The following is a 20,335-nucleotide window of genomic DNA, read 5'->3' as shown; positions in this document are numbered from 1 at the left end:
TAATAATGCACATAAATTTAATGCCCTAAATAAAAACATATAGCGTAATAGGCAATAACGAGAATTTTTATGTCCCCCTTTAATGAAATGGAATTTCGCCACAGCTGGCGCCCCTACCAAAAGCGCGTACTCGATGCCGTACACCAACATCTAAACGACAAACGCCTGCATATTGTTGCTGCACCTGGCGCAGGAAAAACAACCCTGGGGCTAGAAGTATTTAGGTTACTCGGTAAACCCGCAATTGTGCTATCACCCACCCGCGTAATACGCGACCAATGGTTAGATCGCCTAACGGACTTTTGCCAGCTGGACGACATTAATAAGCTAAATTGGGTTAGCAACACATTATTAACACCCAAAACGCTTACATCTATCACTTACCAAGCGTTACATTCGCAATTTGCACAAGAACTGAATCAACAGGATACAACCCAAGATGCAGATGAAGCAGAAGAGTTGGAGCTAGATAAAGGACTAAAAGACGCAGAACTCAATAATTTTATTAGTATTCTCGAGCAGTATAATATTCAAGTACTTATATTAGACGAAGCGCACCACCTACGCGCAGAGTGGTGGCGAGCACTTGAAAAAGTGTGCAATCACTTGCCCAATATTACCCTTGTATCGCTTACCGCCACACCACCCTACGATTCTGAGCGCAATGAATGGAGCCGCTACGAGCAATTGTGCGGGCCAATCGACGAAGAGATTTCGATACCGGAATTAGTAAAAGCAGGTACGCTCTGCCCTCATCAAGATTACATATGGGCATGTAATGCTACAGTAGAATTCAGTAAACAAATAAAAGAGTACGACCAACGCGTATCCTCAACCTGCAAAACACTCTTCGCAAGCGCTGAGTTTGAACAGGTTGTATTGGCCCACCCTTGGCTAAACAGTAACAATATAGAAGACTGGGTAATCAAAGAGCCGAAAATAGCAATTGCATTACTAAGCTTTATAAAAGCAAAAGCACTACCGCCCAACAAACCACTTATGCAACTGCTCGACCTCACACAGCAAGACATACCCGAGTTGGGAAAAAAGTGGTGGCAAACATTAGTGGAAGCTGTGCTTTTTTCTAAAACATTTGAACACAATGAATCAAACAAAAAATTCATTGAAGCGCTTAAAAAACAACTGCGCGCGGCGGAGCTACTGTATAAAACAGAATTGTCGTTTGAGCATTCTCGCAGAATGGAACGGTCTTTATCACTAAGTGCAACCAAAATAGATGCCTGCCTAGATATTCATAAGCTCGAATACAGCAAGCGTGGCGATGCACTGCGGCAAGTAATTTTAACCGATTATATTCGTGACGAAGCGCTTACATCGGGCATGGACACCGGCGCACTTAATCTTGGCGCTTGGCCAATTTTTAAAACACTAACTTCCTCCTCTCCCATTGCTGACCAAATTGCGTTACTTACCGGCAGGCTTTGCATAGTGCCAACCAGTAAATTAGATGCACTACTGAATCATTTAGGTAGCGGAAACTTTAAAACCGAGCCAATGGGCAACAAGCAACAGTACCAAAAAGTAACTGGCCCGTTAAACCGCTTAACCGGTGCGTTTACTGCATTGTTAATCGAAGGAAAAATAAAAGTGTTAGTTGGCACACGTGCACTACTAGGAGAAGGCTGGGATGCCCCTGTCGTTAATTCGTTAATACTCGCCAGCTCGATTGGTTCATTTATGCCAACCAATCAAATGCGTGGCCGAGCAATACGTATAGACCGCCAAAATAGCGATAAAGTTAGCTCTATATGGCACCTAGTAGCCATAGACCCAGACAGTTTTGGCGGCTGGAGCGACTACCATAATCTTAAAAAACGTTTTGATACGTTTGTAGGCCTATCTGAAAAAAAGCAAACCATCGAAAGTGGATTCGAACGCATGCACGCTACTGCAATTGAATCAGACTTTAAACTCACCAACAGCACGCCAATAGCGCTAAACAACTTCCAAATGCGTAACAGGTACAACAAGATACACAGTATCGCCAAACGCTGGCAAAAAGCGTTAACCCTTAATGCTAACGCACGTGTTATACCCTCTGTTAAAACAGAAAAGTCGCCACGTATTCGCGGTTATATGCTGCGCTACTCGCTAAAATATTTGTTCACTCAGCTTATTGGCTTTATGGTTATTGCAGGTATTTATTCTGTCTATGCTGCTCCCATGGCACGCGGGCTTTTTCCCTACTTTATATTGGCGGCAGTAACTGGCGTGTTACTGTATAAACTACCCAAAACGATTGCCGTGATTAAAATACTTATTCGCTATTTACCTACCGATGGCGCACTTAAGCAAATAGGTATTGCCCTTACCGAAGCCCTAAGCCGAGCGGGCTTTATCGAAACACCTTTTCGAGAGTTAGACGTTCGAGTAGCAACTATCGAAGATGGAAGCTATTACCTTTCATTAGCAGGCAGCACATTTTACGAATCGTCGTTATTTGCTGATTGCTTAGCAGAAATTCTAGCGCCCATAGACAACCCTAGATATATAGTTTTACGTGAAGGGACGTTTATGGGAATGCGAAGAGATGACTACCACGCAGTGCCGGTTATATTTACCACAAGAAAGGAAACCGCTACTATTTTTTACAAAGCGTGGTGCAAAAACGTTAGCCTTTCAGAGCTTATTTACACTCGATCTACAGATGGCCGTAAAAAACTACTCAAAGCAAAGATGAAAGCTTTTTCATCTACATTTAGCAACGACGTAAAAAGACAAGATAGATGGCAATAAATGGTGGTATGCCCTTTGGTTTATTACCGTACTTATAGAGACCGGCCACCCTGAAAATCATCATACACACTGTTATTATTTGAACTCACTAGTGGTTAACTGGCGTCTCTAAGAAGACAGCCGACAAGAGCTCGCCCAAAAAGTAATAACGGTCTACCCTTTTATAACCCCCACCCAACTTCTTTCGTTTGGTATTGATTTACCTCAATAATATTTATTGCTAACCGAGTATTATTAACGCTCCCATAGCTCCAACCGTTCACAATAGGCAGAGGCTTATAATGGACATACTACATAGTACCCTATCAGAATTTCTAGCTATAGCGCCCAGTGCAAAGCAATACTTAACTTCGCTGGGCATTGAAATGCAAGACGACACTCAACTATTAAGCGCGCTGCAAAAAGTTAATAAACAAGATTGCATACCTCGGTGCGAATTCTTGTATAGACGAGCTATGGCAGAAAGAGATTGGTCAGCGATATCCAATAAAGATTTAGTACGCTATATAATCCGCAACTATCATGATGTCCACCGCCAACAAATAGCAACGCTAATCGATCTAGCCCGTAAAGTAGAAGCCATCCACTTTGGCGAACCGGATTGCCCAACAGGCATAACTAAAGCCTTAAAGAAAATATATAGCGACCTAGATATTCATATGCTAAAGGAAGAACGCACAGTATTCCCACATTTTATAAACTCGCCACGCACAAATTATGACGAGCAAATAAAAAATGCACAACACGACCACGAAGATCACCTCACGGCCATCCATTCCATAAAAGCCCTAACCAAAACATTCTCACCACCGGCTAAGGCTAGCCACTACTGGCTTGACTTGTATGAGCAATTAGAAATGCTTTATCTTGACTTGACCGATCATACTTATCTAGAGGATAGCGTGCTGTTTATGCGAAGCTAAATTATTGGCAGACTGCGTATACCTCAAGCGATTTACGCAGCTAACACAGCGCTACTGCAAGCACCATGCAACTAGAAAAGCGCCATGCAAACTAACCTGCCGACAAAATATTAATTTAATAAATTTTTGATCTCTTAATTTATAGCGTGATATTCGCCTAACAATACAATTTCATAAGGCGTATTCAAAACGACTTTACCACCCTCTACGGTAACCAAAGTATTTGAGTAATAGTCTTTTACCACATCGCCGTTATTAAATATTGAATAAGTTGGCAGCACTTTTTCACCCTTGTTCAACTCTATTCCTACTAGCACCTTATCTGCGTGTGTAGCATCGTGCAATACGCGACTAAATATATAGGGCTTATTACTGCGTATTTTATGGATGCCGGCACCTACTGCCATATGGTGCTTGCGAAAAGTGCCCAACTTTTGCCAGTGCTGTAACAACAGCTGAGTTTCGACAGTGGCTATATCTTGCCAGTTCATAAAGGATCGCCACGTAGCATCCCCTACGGCACCTTCTACAATAAGGTTTCTCGCCAATTCATCGCCGTAATAAATTTGCACTGCACCGGGGGCGAGCATAAGTTTTAAGGCAGTTTCGTAGGGTTTAGTGTGCTCTTTATCGTGCGGCTCTGGGTCATCGTGCGATACCACGTAATTGAGAATACCCACGCCTTGTAGCGGCCCTTGATGCAGCTCTTTCGAGTATGTACTGAATATAGTTTCCATTGAATCGCTTGCATGGGTGGCGAACCCCATATTTATTAAGCTATCGAAGCCATAATTAAAGAAATCTACTTGTTTATCTCCGTAATCATAATTGCGCGTACCGGCAGGCGTATTTTTAAACCCATTTACACCAAAGTGCATCACCTCACCAATCATAAAAAAGTCTTTTTCATCTGGCAGGGCATTGGGGTTTTTCGCTTTCCACTCATTAAAAGCTGTACTGGCTTCTACTTTTAGTACCTGCCAAATTTCGGCCTCTACGTGCTTAGCGGTGTCCACTCTAAAACCGTCTATACCGTATTCTCTCACCCAATCAGTTAGCCACTTAACAATATAATTTTGGGGTGCACGTGGTAAATTTGTGCGTTCAAAAAATGCATCTAACTCGGCTAACTCTTGTTTTTCTCGCCCCTCATTACGCCATTTTTCTAATAAAAATTCAGGTAGTGCTACAGGTTTGTTAGACTCAGTGCGTACATCGGTAAGGCTGGGCGCAAGTGCACAGGTTACGTTATGAATATATGAATGCCATTCACACGTAGGCTCTGTTCGTATCCAATCCTGTGGCCACGCCACATCTACTTTAGTTTTTAGCCCAGTATGATTAATAATAACATCTGCTAGTACGCGTATACCGTATGCATGGGCTGTTGCTATCATCTCTTTTAAATCTGTCTCGGTGCCAAAGTTGGGGTCTACGCTGGTCCAGTCTTTGGGCCAGTAACCATGAAAGGGATAGCTTCGCCCCCAATCCTCATCCCAATAACCGTGTATCTGTTCTACAACCGGCGTCATCCACAACACCTCTACACCTAAGGCAGTAAAATAGCCACTTCGAATTTTTTGCGTAATACCTTTAATATCACCCCCCATAAAATTTCGAAGCACCGCACCATCTTGCGCCCTGTCAAAATTTCTATCGTTAGATGTATCGCCATTAGCGAAGCGATCGGTCAACAAAAAATAGACTATTGCGTTATTCCAAAAAGGATCGATAGCTTTCTGCTTGCCATCTGGCTTTGCGGCAAAGCTAGGTGCTGCCATTAGCAACCAGAATAATAGAAAGCTGGGCTTAACACCCAAGACATACCTGTACATACTGTTCTCTCTTAATTTTTTGCGTGATGCAATTATTATTGCCGTACTTTTATTTTTATAAAGCAACTAAATTTATATATTTTTTATTTACTTTGGCGAATACGCTCGGCTTGGTTAAACAAGTTTCTATGTGGTGCGTGTAAAAATATGCAGCTCGTTAGATGCAACGTGTTGTAGCTACTGCCTAAATAGACATTCCAAAAGCCACATATACCCCGACTTATTGTTTAATAGTTTCATTACCGTGCATAGGTTTGTGCATACGTATTCAAGTAATTAAAGCGCGTTATTTAAGGCTGCGAAGGTTTAAAAAGCAGTGCTTCAACGTAAAACGGTCTAAGCAGGTAGCTATAACCTGATAGCTAAAGGCATACTAAACATAGCCGAAGTAAGCAATGGGAATCCCCTCACAGCACCTCTGCACCAAATACCCACGCCACAAAGACAAGTATCGAATAGGCGCAATTAAGACGACAATTAACAATGAACTCAAAGTAATATTTGGTATCAAAGCTTAGTGATTCGGCTGATTAGTACACTTAGCAACAACATCTGGAATACTAGGCGCCCACAGCCTTTTTATACGCAAAGTTTTACTTTTTCATGGAGTTTAAATTGATCAAGAAGATTATATTAGCGATGTGCTTAGCCTCTGGCATTAGCGCCTGTACCAGCACAGCTACTGTAGATAAATATGAGGGGTTGGCTGACGCCTCGCGCGAGCGGTCTGCGCGCCTAGGGGAATTACCGGGCACACCAGACAACCTAGATGCCATTCGCAATGCAGACCAACAAGCCCAGCAATACGAATCCCAAGCACATCACGCCCGAAAGCATTCTAGTTTTATGGCTTTTGTTACTGATGCAATATTCGATTTAATTCTCGATTGATCCGCACTAGCGTGTAGATCCCTCCCTTTAAAAGGTATAAATGGTGAAAAATTTACTAAACGTTATCGCAATATTATTCGCATTGGTATTATGTGCTTCCTCTATGGCACAGAGCACTATAAATAACTCACCCAATTTAGCTGCCAAGCAAAATACAAGCGCGTCGCATTCTAAGCAGGCAGCGAAGCTTATAGCCCCCTCTAAGAAAAAATGGCAGTGGATGGCCAACAAGAATGTTGAAGCACTCGCTTCATTATTCCACCAAGAATCTAAATTTGTACACATGAGCGGTTCGTGGAAAAAAGCGAAGGAATTAGAAACTATTAAGAGCGGCAGTATTTGATATAAGAATACAATTGTTCACGATACTGATATTGAAGTAGTCGCAGACACAGCCATTGTGTGGAGCCGCATTACTCTGGAAGCGCACGTGCGCGGAAACGATGTGACAAATGAATTTACAGCGACAGAAGTGTACGTAAAAACCAAAGGACATTGGGAATTGTTAAACCTCACCTTTAGCAACGTGCGAAATACCCATCAAATAGAGCACTAATAATTTAGTGCTCAAAACCTCCGCTGCAAATTCTCTTATCCCCACCAGATCAAGCATTAGCCTCCCCCGTTAATCACCCTATTTGGTCTTCAAATGCTTTTTAGAGTGCTGCGGGCTCTTAACTGTATTCCATAAGGGTTTTACAGCCTAGCCAACTGATTAGTTAAACCAGAACAGGCGCTGCACCAATTCTGCTTACCCTACCCAAATAATGATTTAGGCGACTTATTGTATAATATACTATATATGCCAAATTATTCCGTTTTTCTCTTTCGCCCCCTCGTATCATTACCGCCGCCAAATAGTCTTAATAGTCTTTTTGCGGTTTATTAAGGCTGCTTTTTCGTGTTTCAACTAATGCGTCAAAGGGATTTTCCTTTGGTTACATAATAATTTTTAAATCATGTTTACGAGGATTACCTTTATGTTAATTAACAAAGCGAGAGGTCGCTTAGCTGCAGCAATGTTAGCCACAGCAGCCTCAGCTTGGGGTAGCACGGCTCTAGCCGAGTGCAGCTATCAAGTCACAAATAATTGGGGCAGCGGATTTACTGCCGCCATTCGCATCACTAATACCCAAACGAGTAGTATTAATGACTGGCAAGTTAGCTGGACGTACGAAAATAATACACTTGTAAATGCTTGGAACGCGAATGTTAGCGGCAATTACACCGCTACAAACATGGGCTGGAATGGCTCACTTACCTCGGGCCAATCTGTCGAGTTTGGCCTGCAAGGCACCACAACTGGCGGTGTGGTTGAAATCCCCCTTTTAACCGGTAATGTGTGCAACTCAAATACAAGTAGTAGCTCTTCTAGTAGTACAAGTTCAGCCTCAAGTTCAAGTTCGAGTTCCGGCGCTGCCGCAGTAAATCTCGCTGGTATAGCCAATGCGAGCACTTCCTATGTTTCTGCATGGGAAACATTGGCAGCAGTGAATGATGGTAACACCCCGGCCAATTCCAACGACAAGTCCAACGGAGCTTACGGCAACTGGAACAATCCAAATTCGATACAGTGGGTACAGTACGATTGGCCACAAAACTATACGTTATCCTCAACGCAAATATATTGGTTTGATGATAATGGCGGCGTACTGGTACCCGATGTTGCTTACATTGAATATTGGAGCAATGGCACATGGGTAAAAGTAGGTGATGTACCGCGGCAAGAAAATACATTTAACACGCTAAATTTAAACAATATTGTTACAAACCGCCTACGTGTTTCTATAAGCAACACATTGCAATCTACAGGCATACTGGAGTGGCGCGTAGAGGGAACAGAGCCAAGCGGCAGCTCATCTAGCAGCAGCTCAAGCTCATCATCCAGCTCAACGTCTAGTAGTAGTGGCGGACCAGAACAGTGTGATGCGTATGTGTGGCCCGAATACGAGCCGAATTTAAATTACGACTTTAGACAGGACTACGCAGATATAAACCCCGAAGAATTTGAGGTATTTTTAGGTTGCGACCCAAGCCAAGTTGCAGGTGTTAAAACTTCTGGCTGGTACGCGTTTATTTGGGGGCATAATCGCAACCCCGCAATTACCGATGAAGATATAGATAGAGTATTGGCCAATTTAAATGAAGATATGGCATACGCTCGCGGCGAAATGGGCTGGCCACCCGATAAGCTTCCTCAGGAAGGCTACTACAGCAATGTGTATTTGTACGGCTCTGGTTTATGTACCGATAACGCAGCCAATACCGAGCGAGGTGGCTGGCAAAGTAGCATTGCCGGCTACCCCATGGTACTGCTTTCGTATTACCCAGTAATAACACCTAGCGAGCGCGGTGGTATAACCCACGAAGCTATCCACACTATTATGGCTTCGATGGGAAACAAAGCTGCATGGTTTAACGAAGGCGGCAACACTTGGCTACAAATGAATATGGAGGCATCTCGCGTTGGGGATTATGGCGTTGGCTTTTTAGATGGTGCCCCCTTTTTAGCGCCGCACATGCCAATCGAAAATTACAGTGGTTGGCTACAAGATGGCTCCTTCGGTGGGCCGAATGCTGAAGGCGTACACCGGGAATTAAATGGTCAGCAAATAGCAACTTGGCGAGATTACTTAGGCGGCCATCAATACAACTCTGTGTTTTCTCACTTTTTAGCGCAATATGTTTCTAGCGGTGCAAATGCGTGGATATGGAAAAACGGGCCATATAACCATATTCTCGCCTCGCTAGCAGCGGGCTTGGGCGACGACCAAACTCGCCACTTAATTATGCAATACCGCGCACGGCAAGCAATGGTTGATTTTGGCCCTTGGACGAATGGATTTAAACAACCAATCAATAACAATTGGCAACGCACCATTGGTGCAGAAGAAACCGCTGCTGGCAAATGGATGGAGCCTGAACCCCATCAATTAACGTTTTATGCTGCAACAAGCCAGGAAGGTAATACTTTGATACCAGCACAAAATACATTGCCGGGCTGGTCTGGTGCCAATCAAATACCATTACAAGTAACCGGCAACAAAGTGCGTGTTGATTTTGAACCATTCGGCAACAATATGCGCTTGCAATTAGCCTATCGCGCACAAGACGGTTCAGCGGTATACAGCCAGCCTATAGAAAGTGGCGAAGCGTGCTTAACACTAGAAAAAACACCCAAAAATGGCGTAGTGGTGGCAATTGTATCCAACACCGATTACACCTACGCAGGGGATGAAACTCGCAAACAAAAATACGATTACAGAGTGCATATTCAAGAAGGCGTAAGCGGTACGGCATCACTTTATAGCAAGCACTATGAATAGTTAAAACGTAAAGATACACCGTTTTTTACAGGGGTGAGCACCGCCCACCCCTGTAGCACCTTATTTCGGCAGCCATTCAACACTAGGCGCAAAACCAGTACTTAGTATTTTACGCTACAACCATAAGCTCGCGACGACGCTACTGTTACAGGCTTACCCGCCAACACCTCATCTAACGCTGCTGCCACATAGTTTTTCGAGGTTTTTATTACCGCAGGGTTTGCCGAGTCGTTATCATCAATTGCGCCTGCGTATACTACTTTACCCTCGGGGTTAATAATAAACATGTGCGGGGTAGTTTTAGCACCGTAGGCTTTACCCATGCTGCCATCGGCATCTAACACCAATGCCGCACTCGCATTCAAGTTGTGAGATAGCGCTTCTTCTAAGGCTTGCTTAGGCTCTAAGTAACCTTGCTTACCTTTCGCAGAAGAAATAACGGTTAGCCATTTAACGCCCTTAGCGGCATACTTTTGTTGCAGGCTTTGCATGTTTTCGCTGCCGTAGTGTTTTTTAACGTAGGGGCAATCTTTGTTAAACCACTCCAACACCAACCACTCACCTTTGTAGTCTTTTAGCGCTTGTGTTTTTCCGCTTGCATCCACTTCAGTAAAATCTGGTGCAGCTTCACCTGGTACGGCATTGGCAAACGCAAAGGTTGAAGCGAAAAAAGCGGCGCAAACCACGGCCAAACGGAAACTATTTTTTGCAACTTGATACAACATAATACGACCTCCTGTTTAATTTATTTAAATAACTCTTTATTTCGCATTTTTAAAAAATGCATTTAATTTACAAAGCATAACTGTCACTCACTTCTATAACACTGCCTCTATATTTCTACTCAACTGTACATCTATATATCTATTCATCTAATTACCTAATTACACTAGTCGGTAACTAGCAACCTAAACACTTCGCCTCACTTCTGCTCGAAAAGCGCGTCTATACTGCCTGCTGTTAATATTTGCGACAGCAATACAACTTCATCTGCGCCCTTGCCATACCATGCGTATACAGGCACGGAGTTGCGCCCCAGCTGTGCCAAAGACTGGGTTATAGCATCGTCTCTGTGGGTCCAGTCGGCCCGAACTAAGTACACATTATTTTTCTTAAAACTATCCTGTATAGGTTGCGTATCGAGCACTAGCTTTTTGTTTACTTGGCAAGTTATGCACCATGCCGCGGTGTAATCTATAAAAACGGCCCGCCCCTGTGCGCGCGCTTGCGCTATGGCTTGGCTATCAAACTTATTCCATTGTGATGTTTCACTACCAGAGTTTTTATTCCCTGAGGGTATAGCCAATAGACTAAGTGAAAATACAAAAGCAACAACAGCGCCTAAACATATTACGCTGCGGCCAAGTTTGCCCCACTGCAATGTAGATGCGAGCCAAATAGCTACAACAAAGCTAAGCATAAGACTAGCACCAACTAGCCAGCCAATGTCGCCAACTAATCGACCTAATACCCATAAAAGCCAAATAACGGTAGCGTATAACGGAAATGCCAAAAATTGACGTAAGGTTTCCATCCAAGGGCCAGGCTTGGGCAACTTGTGCAGCAATGGCGAGTATAAGCATAGCGCCACAAAAGGCGCTGCCAAACCAGCACCTAAACCCACAAACAAGGTAATGGCTGACAGCGGCGGCAATACCACTGCAGCACCAAGGGCCGCACCCATAAACGGGCCTGTACAGGGGGTTGCTACAAATACGGCTAACACACCGGTAATAAACGCACCGCCTCGATGCGAACCGGCAAGTGTTACCAACCTATGGCCAAACTCGAAGACGCCACTAAACGACAATGCCATTAGCCAAAATAACGTGATTAAAACAAGTATTACCGCAGGCGATTGCAGTTGAAACCCCCACCCCAGTGCGGCCCCACCTGCGCGCAAGCCCAACAACACCGCCCCGAGTAAAGTAAAGGTACACAGTACACCCGCGGCATACACAAAGCCTTCTTTCGCTCGATGCGCAGAGCTTTGCTGTACCAAGCCAAATAATTTAATGGACAGTACAGGGAAAACACACGGCATTAAATTTAAAATTACCCCACCTAAAAAAGCCGCACCCAGCAACAACCAAAATGATTGCGGCTGGGTTTGCGACTGGCTATTTGCTGGCAACAATACCGCTTGATTAACTAATGCAATATCATTCAAACGCCACGCGCGATTGCCATCAACCACAACAAAATCTGTGGCGGTGGGCAACGCTGCACCCGGCACCCTATTAAAGGTAAGCTCTAGCCCCGCGGCATTACTTTTAATTTGTGGTTTTGTGGCAGTTAGCACTTCGCCGTCGACGGGGAATACGCTTACTGAATTAAAGTCACCTTGCGCTAGCCGCGTAGAGTTTGCATGTAACGTAAGCTGCAACTGGGTATCGCCAACCGCCTGCGCCTTTACGGCTTGCCATGGGCTGTTAGTTTGCTGTGGTACGAGCGCTAAATAGCCATCGCGCAAAGCTAAATCTGGCGCTAGCCATAGGCTTTGGTTCGTTATTGGCAAACGTAAACTCATTTCGCCAAACCCCGGTATACAATCCACTTTGCATACCAGCCACTCTAAACTCACGTTTAATACAACTTCGCTGGTTTGAAGATCGGCAGTGATAGGCAACAAATAGGCGACATTACTTTCATAGCCCAAATTGGTAAGGTGTTCGATAGGCAAGCGAGTAGGATACGGCCACATCACTTCGCCAAGGGTTGCCCCCTGCACTTGAATATCAAAGCGAGGCGCAGCCCCCGAATCGCCGGGGTTGTGCCAGTAAACGTGCCAGCCGAGGTCAACCTCAAAATAAAAGCCAATAACCTCTTGCTGGCCAGCTATTAGGGAATCTGGTGCTAACCAACGCACCTTTACATGGTCACCAAAGGCGGTGCTCTGCGCGCCTGCCTGCGCGGCTAGACATATGGCAAACACCACTACACACAATACTCGTACGGCCTTGAATGCTTTTAAAAGCCCGCAAAAACGTTTAAAGCACGGGGGTACAAACATGGGAAGCTCCAGAATATAGGCAAACACGCAGACACTAGCTGCCAAACCATAGCAAACAAAACCACCCTCTCGCAATTGAAACAACTGCAAGTGGCTGGTGTTGTGAAATGGGTTAAATGGGGCGAAAGTAGGCTGAGATGAATGCGAGTTTGCGCTTAAACCGGCTACCTGAAAAATAGCCTACGCGGTAACGGCTCTGGGCCTTCGTAAACACTTTTAACATCTGAAACAGAATAAACCGCGCTCGCATCTAACTCTTTTATAAGCTTAATAAGCGCGGGCACATTACGACGTTTTTCTACAATAAAAAGCAACTCTACCAGCTTATCGGTACCCATATCGCCATCGAAAGATATAACCTTAAAACCTTGCTCTCTTATTTTTTCGGCTAACACATCACGGTTAAACGACAAACAACGCACTAGCTCGTTACCAATGGCAAACCTATTTTCTATCCACATGCCCACATAGTTACCCATTGAAAAACCACCAGCGTACGCCAGCGCTAGGTACCATTGATCTAAATTTTTAAATACTTGCCCCGCGGCTACTAGCCAAATCATTATTTCAAAAAAACCAATAAAGGCAGCAAGCGCTTTGTAGCCCCTAAAAATAACAATCGTGCGAAACGTACCTAAAGAAACATCAATAACACGGGATACAAATATAAGTAACGCCAATAACTCGGGTGCAACATTTAACCATTCATTCATCTTTGCTTGGCTCGCCAGAAAATATATTTACGCTTATATATGTACATAAACGTTTTCTCAATAGAATTTAGCTCGAAATAATATAACGAAGAAGATTTCAATACCTATTCGGTTGCAGCCGTTTTACCTGCACTCAAACCTGCTCAACTACTTATGGATTAATCACATAGGGATTAGCTACATAAGGGTTAGCTACAAAAGCTACCACTGGACTTAGTTATTCTTACCTATTCACCATTCGACTTCTTGTAACCTGCCCTTTCAGAAACCTCTACTCTTCCTTATATTCGACCCATATGGTAAATTCGACAACAACAGACACACTTGTATGCCACCACCATCGCAGTGGCAAGCCCTAGGAGAATGACAATGACACAATTACGCCTACTGCTAGTATGCCTAGCCTTACTATTTGTTTCTCAAACTAGTATGGCCTATAACGAGCAGAAACATAGGGTAATTGTACTAACAGATATAGAGGCAGACCCAGACGACACTCAATCATTGGTTAGGCTTTTTTTGTATGCCAATCAAATAGATATTCAAGGCTTAATCGCTACCACTTCGTGCTGGCAACAAAATGCGATACACCCAGAATCTATAGCAAAGGTAATTGGCGCTTACGCCAAAGTTCATTCGAACCTGAGCAAACACGAAAAAGGCTACCCCAGCGCAAAAACACTCAACAAATTAATTAAACGCGGAGCGCCTACATACGGCATGACAGGTGTTGGCAATGGAAAGGACACCGAGGGCTCGAACTGGATTATTAAAACACTTGAACAAGATGATGAAAGACCGCTCTGGATATCCGTTTGGGGCGGCGCCAATACTCTTGCGCAAGCATTACACACTATTCGAGCCACCAAGAGTGAAGCAGAAGCACACGCACTTGTATCAAAGCTGCGGGTGTACACCATTTCGGATCAGGACGACAGCGGCATTTGGATTCGCAATAATTTCCCCGATTTATTTTACATTGTAACGCCAGGTGACGATTACGGTAGCGCAACATGGACAGGCATTAACACCTATATTGAAGGCATTGATAATTCAGAGATTAGCAACACATGGCTTGCGAATAATATTCAGCAAAACCACGGCCCACTCGGCGCAATGTATCCAGATGTAGCTTGGGGTGTAGAAGGTGACACACCCGCCTTTTTATCTCTAATTCCAAACGGCTTAAATAACCCTGAGCACCCTAACTGGGGCGGCTGGGGTGGCCGCTACGAACTTTATAAACCTGATTTTGCCCTAACTAAAGAAGGTGGCTCTATTGTAGAAATTGCCCCAGAAACACGTGATATTTGGACAAACGCCATAGACACGTACACCCCTCACACCTACCGCGAATACGGTCGCACATTTAAAGCAGGAGAAAAAAGCTTTACAGGCTTTAAAGAAACGCTATGGCGTTGGCGATTAGATTTTCAAAATGATTTCGCAGCGAGAATGGACTGGACGATAAAACCTTATAACCAGGCGAACCACCCACCGGTACCCGTACTTAACCATACAGATATTTTGACGGTAAAATCAGGTGAGGGCTTCACGCTGGACGCAAGTAAATCCTCCGACCCAGATGGCGATAGCCTAAGCTATTTTTGGTTTAACTACTCTGAGGCTGGCTCACTTCAAGAGCCGCACCCAGTAGGCGGCGCAGACAACGCCCACGCCATTTATTTAACCGCCCCAACAGTAACCCAAAAAGAAACCTTACACTACATTCTTAAACTTACCGACAAAGGCACACCTGCGCTTAGCCGATATAAACGTACTATTGTAAATGTAGTACCTAAATAGCGGTAAGAAGCACACTAATTAACTACCTGCACTAAACGATCCTATTCGCGGTTAGCGACATTCTCTAACCGCGCTTCACAAAATTTTTCACCTTCGCAATCATCAAAATATACGCCCTCCCTCATCACTAAAATAAACACACCGCCAATGAATCAATACAATAAAGCCAACTATAAAATAATAGGGATTTATCTACAGATAGATGCCTAACAAATACTAACGACTCCACCTGCCATTCCGGCGGGCCATCTACTTCGGTACCCGAACCAAGTACTCTTATGTTATTTAGGTTAGCAGTATTCGGATTAGGCCTTCGCAGAAAGAAGCTCGCAAAATAGAACATTCTATTTTTATCACCCATAAAAAAGCCCGCTAGTTTCCTAGCGGGCACAACGTTTACTACGGAGTTTTATAAGTAAATTTAACTTGGGGTTAAAAATCTACAATCGTGGCGTTTGAAGAGCCGCGCGAGAATACATTTATTTTGCCACACTGGGCAAAGTGGTTACCCGATGCGTAAGGTGTGCCACTTTGATTTACATCGGCTTCCCAGCCCGGGCCATTACTTATGTAAGTTTTTAGCTCAAACCAACCGTTAACCGTAGCCGAACAGTCCATTTCTACATCTAGCATCCAATAGTGTTGCCCATACACGTTTAACGGCGTTACACCGTAGCCGTCTACCGCTACCGTGCGCTCGGCACCCCAAGAAGAAGGCCATACATTGGTTGTCCAATCTGCTGCACTGCCCTCTGCGGCACTGCTTTGGCTAGCTTCAACACCGTACCAATCTAGGTAGTTGTCGTTAGCTTTCCAGCCTGCGGTTGTCGCGTTGTTTAAATTATTGTGGATAATTGGAATGGCGCACTCGTAGTTGCTACTGGTGCAATTTTTACCGAGGTTTGCCGCTGCGTAGCCGTGATCTATACCACCGCGAATAAACATATCTTGGCCAGCCTGTGTTTGGCCATATACAAATATTACCGTGCGCGATGCTGGTGGCTGCTCGCCAATTACCCACACGGCATAATTTGTACCGCTAGCTTTCAGCTCCCAGTTCGCACCAGAAGGCGCCCAACTGTTGGGGCCAATTTTAACGGCCACTTTGCCATCTATAACTGCAGCATATAAACCATTTTGCGCCGCTTTAATATCAACGGAAGACGTAGACGTTAAGCCTTCAGATTTACGAATATCTACCAAAGCTTTAATTGCATCGTACATACCCCAATCGTAAGCGTGGGCCCAATAAACCGTAGGAATACCAGGGTGCGTTAAAATATAGGCGTAGCCTTGCATGACTTTATCGCACGGTACCGGCCAATGGTTTTGACCTATGCCACAGCCTTCGCTTGGGCCAGTATCGTGGTTATCCACAAAGGTAACCATTTTTTGTGGCCACCAACCAATTGCACCCGATGGCACGCCGTTAATGCTTAAACGGCCGTAATCGTTGTTGTGCAACGCTTCGTTCAACATGCCTTTGGTTGTGAAGTCAAATACACCACACGCGCCGCCGGTGCCGCTTACAAAATCCACCAACTGCTGGCGGTGCGGGTTAACATCGTTGATGTTTAGATCTGTCCACACTTCGCCAACACAAAAACTTGGGCTTACCGCGTTAGCGTAAAGGCCAGCGTAATATGCGTCGTAACCTTTGGAGTAATCGTAACGCAGGCCCTTAAAGCCTATGTCGTTAAATAGAAAGTCGCGTATCCAACTAATTAGATCGCCTTGTACTGTGCCGTTGGTGTGGTCTATATCGCGCGCGGCCGCATAGCCTTCGCCGGTATCACATGCACCGGTTGCGCCCGGCCACTCATCGTTACAGGTAACCGCCCACGAGCCCCAAGTGGGGTTAGTAAAATCGGCCCAATCTGTGGTGCCTACGCGGTGGTTAATTACAATATCCGCAACGGAATCTATGCCTTTAGCGTTTAAAGAAGCTACAAGGGTACGCAGTTGCTGCTCGGTACCGTAGTTTGTTGTTACATCATACAGCTCGCGCGGCAAGTAGCCTTCATCTGAGGCGGCATCACTTACCGGTGCAAACCACACATGCGTCGCCCCTAGGTTATCTATGCTGTTTACGTTGGCTTGCATTACGCTGTACCAATCGTAATCGTGAGAGTTCCAATGGAAACCTTGAAGAAGTACGGCGCTGCTAGATTGATTTTGTTCGGTTGCTGCATGGGTAGCTGCAGCGGTCGCTAATACTGCTGAAAAAGAAGCGGCCAAAAGTAATTTATTAGTCATTATATAAACCTTTGGATATATGTAAGCTAACGATAGCGTGATTACACACACCGTTAATGGCGTGACCGATTGGTAGTGACTAACAAATTTACAAATAGGTGTAAGCACAAGACTGCAGAATTTATTTTTATTCTCTTATGCAGGCGTTGTTAGAAACCAACCAGTTAACCCTAGGCTAACCAAGCAGGTGCATGCCAACAACAAATTGCATACGTATTCAGGCGTTGAATACGTATGCTAAATAACTTGCGTCACAATTAATGTGATAAGTGGCGGGGCATATAGACACAATAACGTATGCTTTGAATAGTAATCTAAAAGCCTTTACGCCGGCTGTGTTTTAGCAGGCTTCGCTTTAGAGCAATATGTTTTTAATAATACCGGCAGTATGGATATATCTGTTATAAGCGCTAGCAACATAGCCAAGCTTGTTAATAAGCCAAATAAAATACTTGGCACAAAATCTGAAAATACCAACGAGACAAAACCAATTACAATAATTGAAGTTGTGTAAAGCAATGCATACCCCACCGAAAGGTGTGAAGAACGCACGGGGTTATCTGACTTATTGGCGACCTCTTCTTGGAAGCGATGCACATAGTGAATGGTATCATCCACAGAAATACCCATTGCTACGGCCGCTATTGTCATAGTCATTAAATCTAGCGGTATGCCCACAAAACCTAAAAACCCCATAATTGCGGCGGTAGTGATGACATTGGGCACCAATGCAATTAACGCTACTTTGATAGATTTAAAAATAAATACCAACACCACCGCCATGGCTAAATAAACAATGGCTAAGGTCATTATTTGCGAGTTCATCAAGCGGGCGATAATATCTTGGTACAAAATAAACAAGCTGCTTAATTTGTAGTTAGCCTTATCTACACCTGCTGCCGCCATATCGGCATGCACTTGCTCTACCAATTGCTCGCGATTCAAACCCGGTGTGGAATCGATTACCCGCATAGAAATACGCATTTCGTTTTTATTTTCTGCAAAGTAAGCGCCAAACAAATCGTCTTTTAATTGTTTATCCAGTGCGTAATAAAGAGCTGATAGCTCGTATTCCACAAGCGGCTTTTTATTTACAACCGATGCCATGCGAGTAAAGTCGGCAATAGAGGTAATGCTGCCAATGGCTTCTTTTTCCGCCATTTTCGCTTGCACCGCTTCTAAGGTTTGAATCGCCTCTGCGGTAACAACCAGTTGCGGGTCGCGCTGCGATTGTGGGATGGTAAGCAGAATATCAAACGGGGTGCTGCCGCCGAATTCTTTATCTATAAAGGTTAACTCGCGGGATACATCGGTAGAGCTTTTAAAGTAGTTTAAAAAACTGTTTTCTGCCGTGAGTAAAAAGCAACCGCCAACGCCTGTTGCTGCCACTACAATGCTGGTGATTACAATGCCCCTAGGAAACTTATCTACCGCGCTGGCCAAACCATGCATTAATACATCTAACCACTTTACCGTTACATGCTTGGTGTCTGCGCGACAAAAACCAATTAGCAAACTTGGAAACAATACCAAGCTTACAAGTAGCGTAACGGCAAGCGCTATTACCATCATCCAACCAAACGTAATAACAGGTTGAATACCGCTAAAAATAAGTGAGCCAAAACCGATAGCTGTGGTTAGGCCAGCATAGAAGCACGGGTTAAGCTTTTCTTTAATAGTACGGGTAACTATTTTCGTCTGGTCAAGCGATTCTGAAGAACCTTTAAGCTTTGCCACCTCTTCTTGGTATTGCACAATAATATGTATAACCACAGCTAAAGTTAGGATTATTTGTAATGCAACCACGTTAGCCGAAATAACAGTAACTTTAATACCCAAGCCGCCAAGTAAGCCTAAGGTAAACACCACACTAACAAAACAACAGGCGAGTGGTAACACTAGCCATTTTAGCCGCCTAAACAATACAAGTAACAATACACTTACAATAAGTAAAATAGCTGCACCAAACACTACTAGGTCGTTTTTAATAATATTAATCATTTGGTAGGCAAGTAGGTTATTACCGCCTAGAAAAAACTCACCGTCTGCAGAGGCGTTTTTCAATATTTCTCTAATTTGGTCTATTTCTTGTTTACGTTTTACACTTAGCTTTTCTTCTATTTTTTCTTTTTGGCTACGCAGCTCATCAGCTCTTTCTTGCTCCTCATCGGTGAGTTCGCGCTCGAGCATTTTCGTTTCTATAGCTACCAATTCACCGTTTAGCTTATCCAATTCTTTGTTAGATTCGAACACAACCTGCATAGAAAGCGCTGTTTGCGCTTTGTTAAAAAGTAAATCTTCGTAAAGGGGGTGATGGGTAAGCGCATACTTCATTTTCTCTTCCGAGAAACGCTGCTGCTGCCAAGAAAGGGCATTTGGGTCTATATCTGCGCTAAAGCTCGACATACCTGCAAAAATAGGTACATTCACTACACTACGTACAGATTTAACGCGTTCAATTTTTTGTATTTTTGCGGCGAGAGAGTCTATAAAGGTAAGTACAGGTTCCGAAAATATAGCACTAGATTCGGGCTTGTAGGCAATAAGTATAAATTCTTCTGGGTTATAGGTTTGGCTTGCTTGTTGAGTAATTAAGTAAAGTTTATTGCCCTTGGTTAGCAGCGTATCTGCCGAGGCATCAATTTTAAAATACTGGGCCTGCCAGAGTGCAACCCCAGTAAGTAGTAAAAAAACAAGCGAAATTAAACGCGCTTTAGCCTGAGTCATAAATATCCTTAGTGATTGCCAGCCGTAGTAATTTTAAGCATTATCATTAAGTAAAATATTTGCCAGGTTTACTGGCCTCTATTTTATT

13 protein-coding genes and 1 pseudogene are annotated in these 20,335 nt (G+C 44.1%); 8 read left to right on the top strand and 6 right to left on the bottom strand.

Annotated elements, in window-relative coordinates:
- The first annotated feature begins 69 nt into the window (after nucleotides 1-69).
- Nucleotides 70-2,757, top strand: a complete 2,688-nt coding sequence (locus tag SDE_RS03095) for a DEAD/DEAH box helicase family protein (RefSeq protein WP_011467060.1) — start codon at nucleotides 70-72, stop codon at nucleotides 2,755-2,757.
- Between the two features lie 281 nt (nucleotides 2,758-3,038).
- Nucleotides 3,039-3,680: a hemerythrin domain-containing protein gene (locus SDE_RS03090; protein WP_011467059.1), complete on the top strand. Its 642-nt coding sequence runs from the start codon at nucleotides 3,039-3,041 to the stop codon at nucleotides 3,678-3,680.
- A 134-nt stretch (nucleotides 3,681-3,814) separates the two neighbouring features.
- On the opposite strand, the gene SDE_RS03085 is transcribed toward SDE_RS03090, so the two are convergent.
- On the bottom strand, nucleotides 3,815-5,515 hold the full coding sequence (locus SDE_RS03085) for an alpha-amylase family glycosyl hydrolase (protein WP_011467058.1): 1,701 nt from the start codon (nucleotides 5,513-5,515) through the stop codon (nucleotides 3,815-3,817).
- Nucleotides 5,516-6,130: 615 nt separating this feature from the next.
- On the opposite strand from SDE_RS03085, the gene SDE_RS03080 reads away from it, so the two are divergent.
- The 4 genes from SDE_RS03080 (at nucleotide 6,131) to SDE_RS03070 (ending at nucleotide 9,732) form a co-directional block, all read left to right on the top strand.
- A complete protein-coding gene (locus SDE_RS03080) occupies nucleotides 6,131-6,406 on the top strand; it encodes a hypothetical protein (protein WP_143710836.1) in 276 nt (91 codons plus the stop codon).
- A gap of 103 nt (nucleotides 6,407-6,509) precedes the next feature.
- Nucleotides 6,510-6,749 carry a nuclear transport factor 2 family protein gene (locus tag SDE_RS23005; protein ID WP_226986466.1) on the top strand — a complete coding sequence of 80 codons (240 nt, stop codon included), beginning with the start codon at nucleotides 6,510-6,512 and terminating at the stop codon, nucleotides 6,747-6,749.
- A 12-nt stretch (nucleotides 6,750-6,761) separates the two neighbouring features.
- On the top strand, nucleotides 6,762-6,962 hold the full coding sequence (locus tag SDE_RS23210; protein WP_338056762.1) for a DUF4440 domain-containing protein: 201 nt from the start codon (nucleotides 6,762-6,764) through the stop codon (nucleotides 6,960-6,962).
- A 424-nt stretch (nucleotides 6,963-7,386) separates the two neighbouring features.
- Entirely contained in the window at nucleotides 7,387-9,732 is a 2,346-nt protein-coding gene (locus SDE_RS03070; protein WP_011467054.1) for a cellulose-binding domain-containing protein, read from the top strand.
- Nucleotides 9,733-9,833: 101 nt separating this feature from the next.
- Here the strand turns inward: SDE_RS03070 and SDE_RS03065 are convergent, their stop codons facing one another.
- The 3 genes from SDE_RS03065 to SDE_RS03055 form a co-directional block, all read right to left on the bottom strand.
- Complete coding sequence (locus SDE_RS03065) at nucleotides 9,834-10,457, bottom strand: thioredoxin family protein (protein ID WP_011467053.1); 624 nt, start codon at nucleotides 10,455-10,457, stop codon at nucleotides 9,834-9,836.
- A 197-nt stretch (nucleotides 10,458-10,654) separates the two neighbouring features.
- A complete protein-coding gene (locus SDE_RS03060; RefSeq protein ID WP_011467052.1) occupies nucleotides 10,655-12,745 on the bottom strand; it encodes a protein-disulfide reductase DsbD family protein in 2,091 nt (696 codons plus the stop codon).
- Nucleotides 12,746-12,909: 164 nt separating this feature from the next.
- On the bottom strand, nucleotides 12,910-13,458 hold the full coding sequence (locus SDE_RS03055) for a DUF2179 domain-containing protein (RefSeq protein WP_011467051.1): 549 nt from the start codon (nucleotides 13,456-13,458) through the stop codon (nucleotides 12,910-12,912).
- Between the two features lie 369 nt (nucleotides 13,459-13,827).
- Between SDE_RS03055 and SDE_RS03050 the strand changes: the two genes are divergently transcribed.
- Together SDE_RS03050 and SDE_RS23205 are read left to right on the top strand one after the other, a co-directional pair.
- Nucleotides 13,828-15,264, top strand: coding sequence for a nucleoside hydrolase-like domain-containing protein (locus tag SDE_RS03050; RefSeq protein ID WP_011467050.1), 1,437 nt, complete (start codon nucleotides 13,828-13,830; stop codon nucleotides 15,262-15,264).
- A 260-nt stretch (nucleotides 15,265-15,524) separates the two neighbouring features.
- A pseudogene (locus SDE_RS23205) lies at nucleotides 15,525-15,602 on the top strand (PEP-CTERM sorting domain-containing protein); the annotation flags it as partial.
- A 94-nt stretch (nucleotides 15,603-15,696) separates the two neighbouring features.
- On the opposite strand, the gene SDE_RS03045 reads toward SDE_RS23205, so the two are convergent.
- Nucleotides 15,697-17,520: a glucan 1,4-alpha-maltotetraohydrolase domain-containing protein gene (locus tag SDE_RS03045; protein WP_011467048.1), complete on the bottom strand. Its 1,824-nt coding sequence runs from the start codon at nucleotides 17,518-17,520 to the stop codon at nucleotides 15,697-15,699.
- A 324-nt stretch (nucleotides 17,521-17,844) separates the two neighbouring features.
- Nucleotides 17,845-20,247, bottom strand: coding sequence for an MMPL family transporter (locus SDE_RS03040; protein ID WP_011467047.1), 2,403 nt, complete (start codon nucleotides 20,245-20,247; stop codon nucleotides 17,845-17,847).
- Between the last annotated feature and the right edge of the window lie 88 nt (nucleotides 20,248-20,335).

Origin of the sequence: Saccharophagus degradans 2-40 (assembly GCF_000013665.1) — a bacterium.
In the GTDB taxonomy this organism is placed as follows: Bacteria; Pseudomonadota; Gammaproteobacteria; order Pseudomonadales; family Cellvibrionaceae; genus Saccharophagus; species Saccharophagus degradans.
The sequence above is the reverse complement of the archived record's forward strand: the minus strand, read 5'-3'. Positions and strand labels throughout refer to the sequence as shown.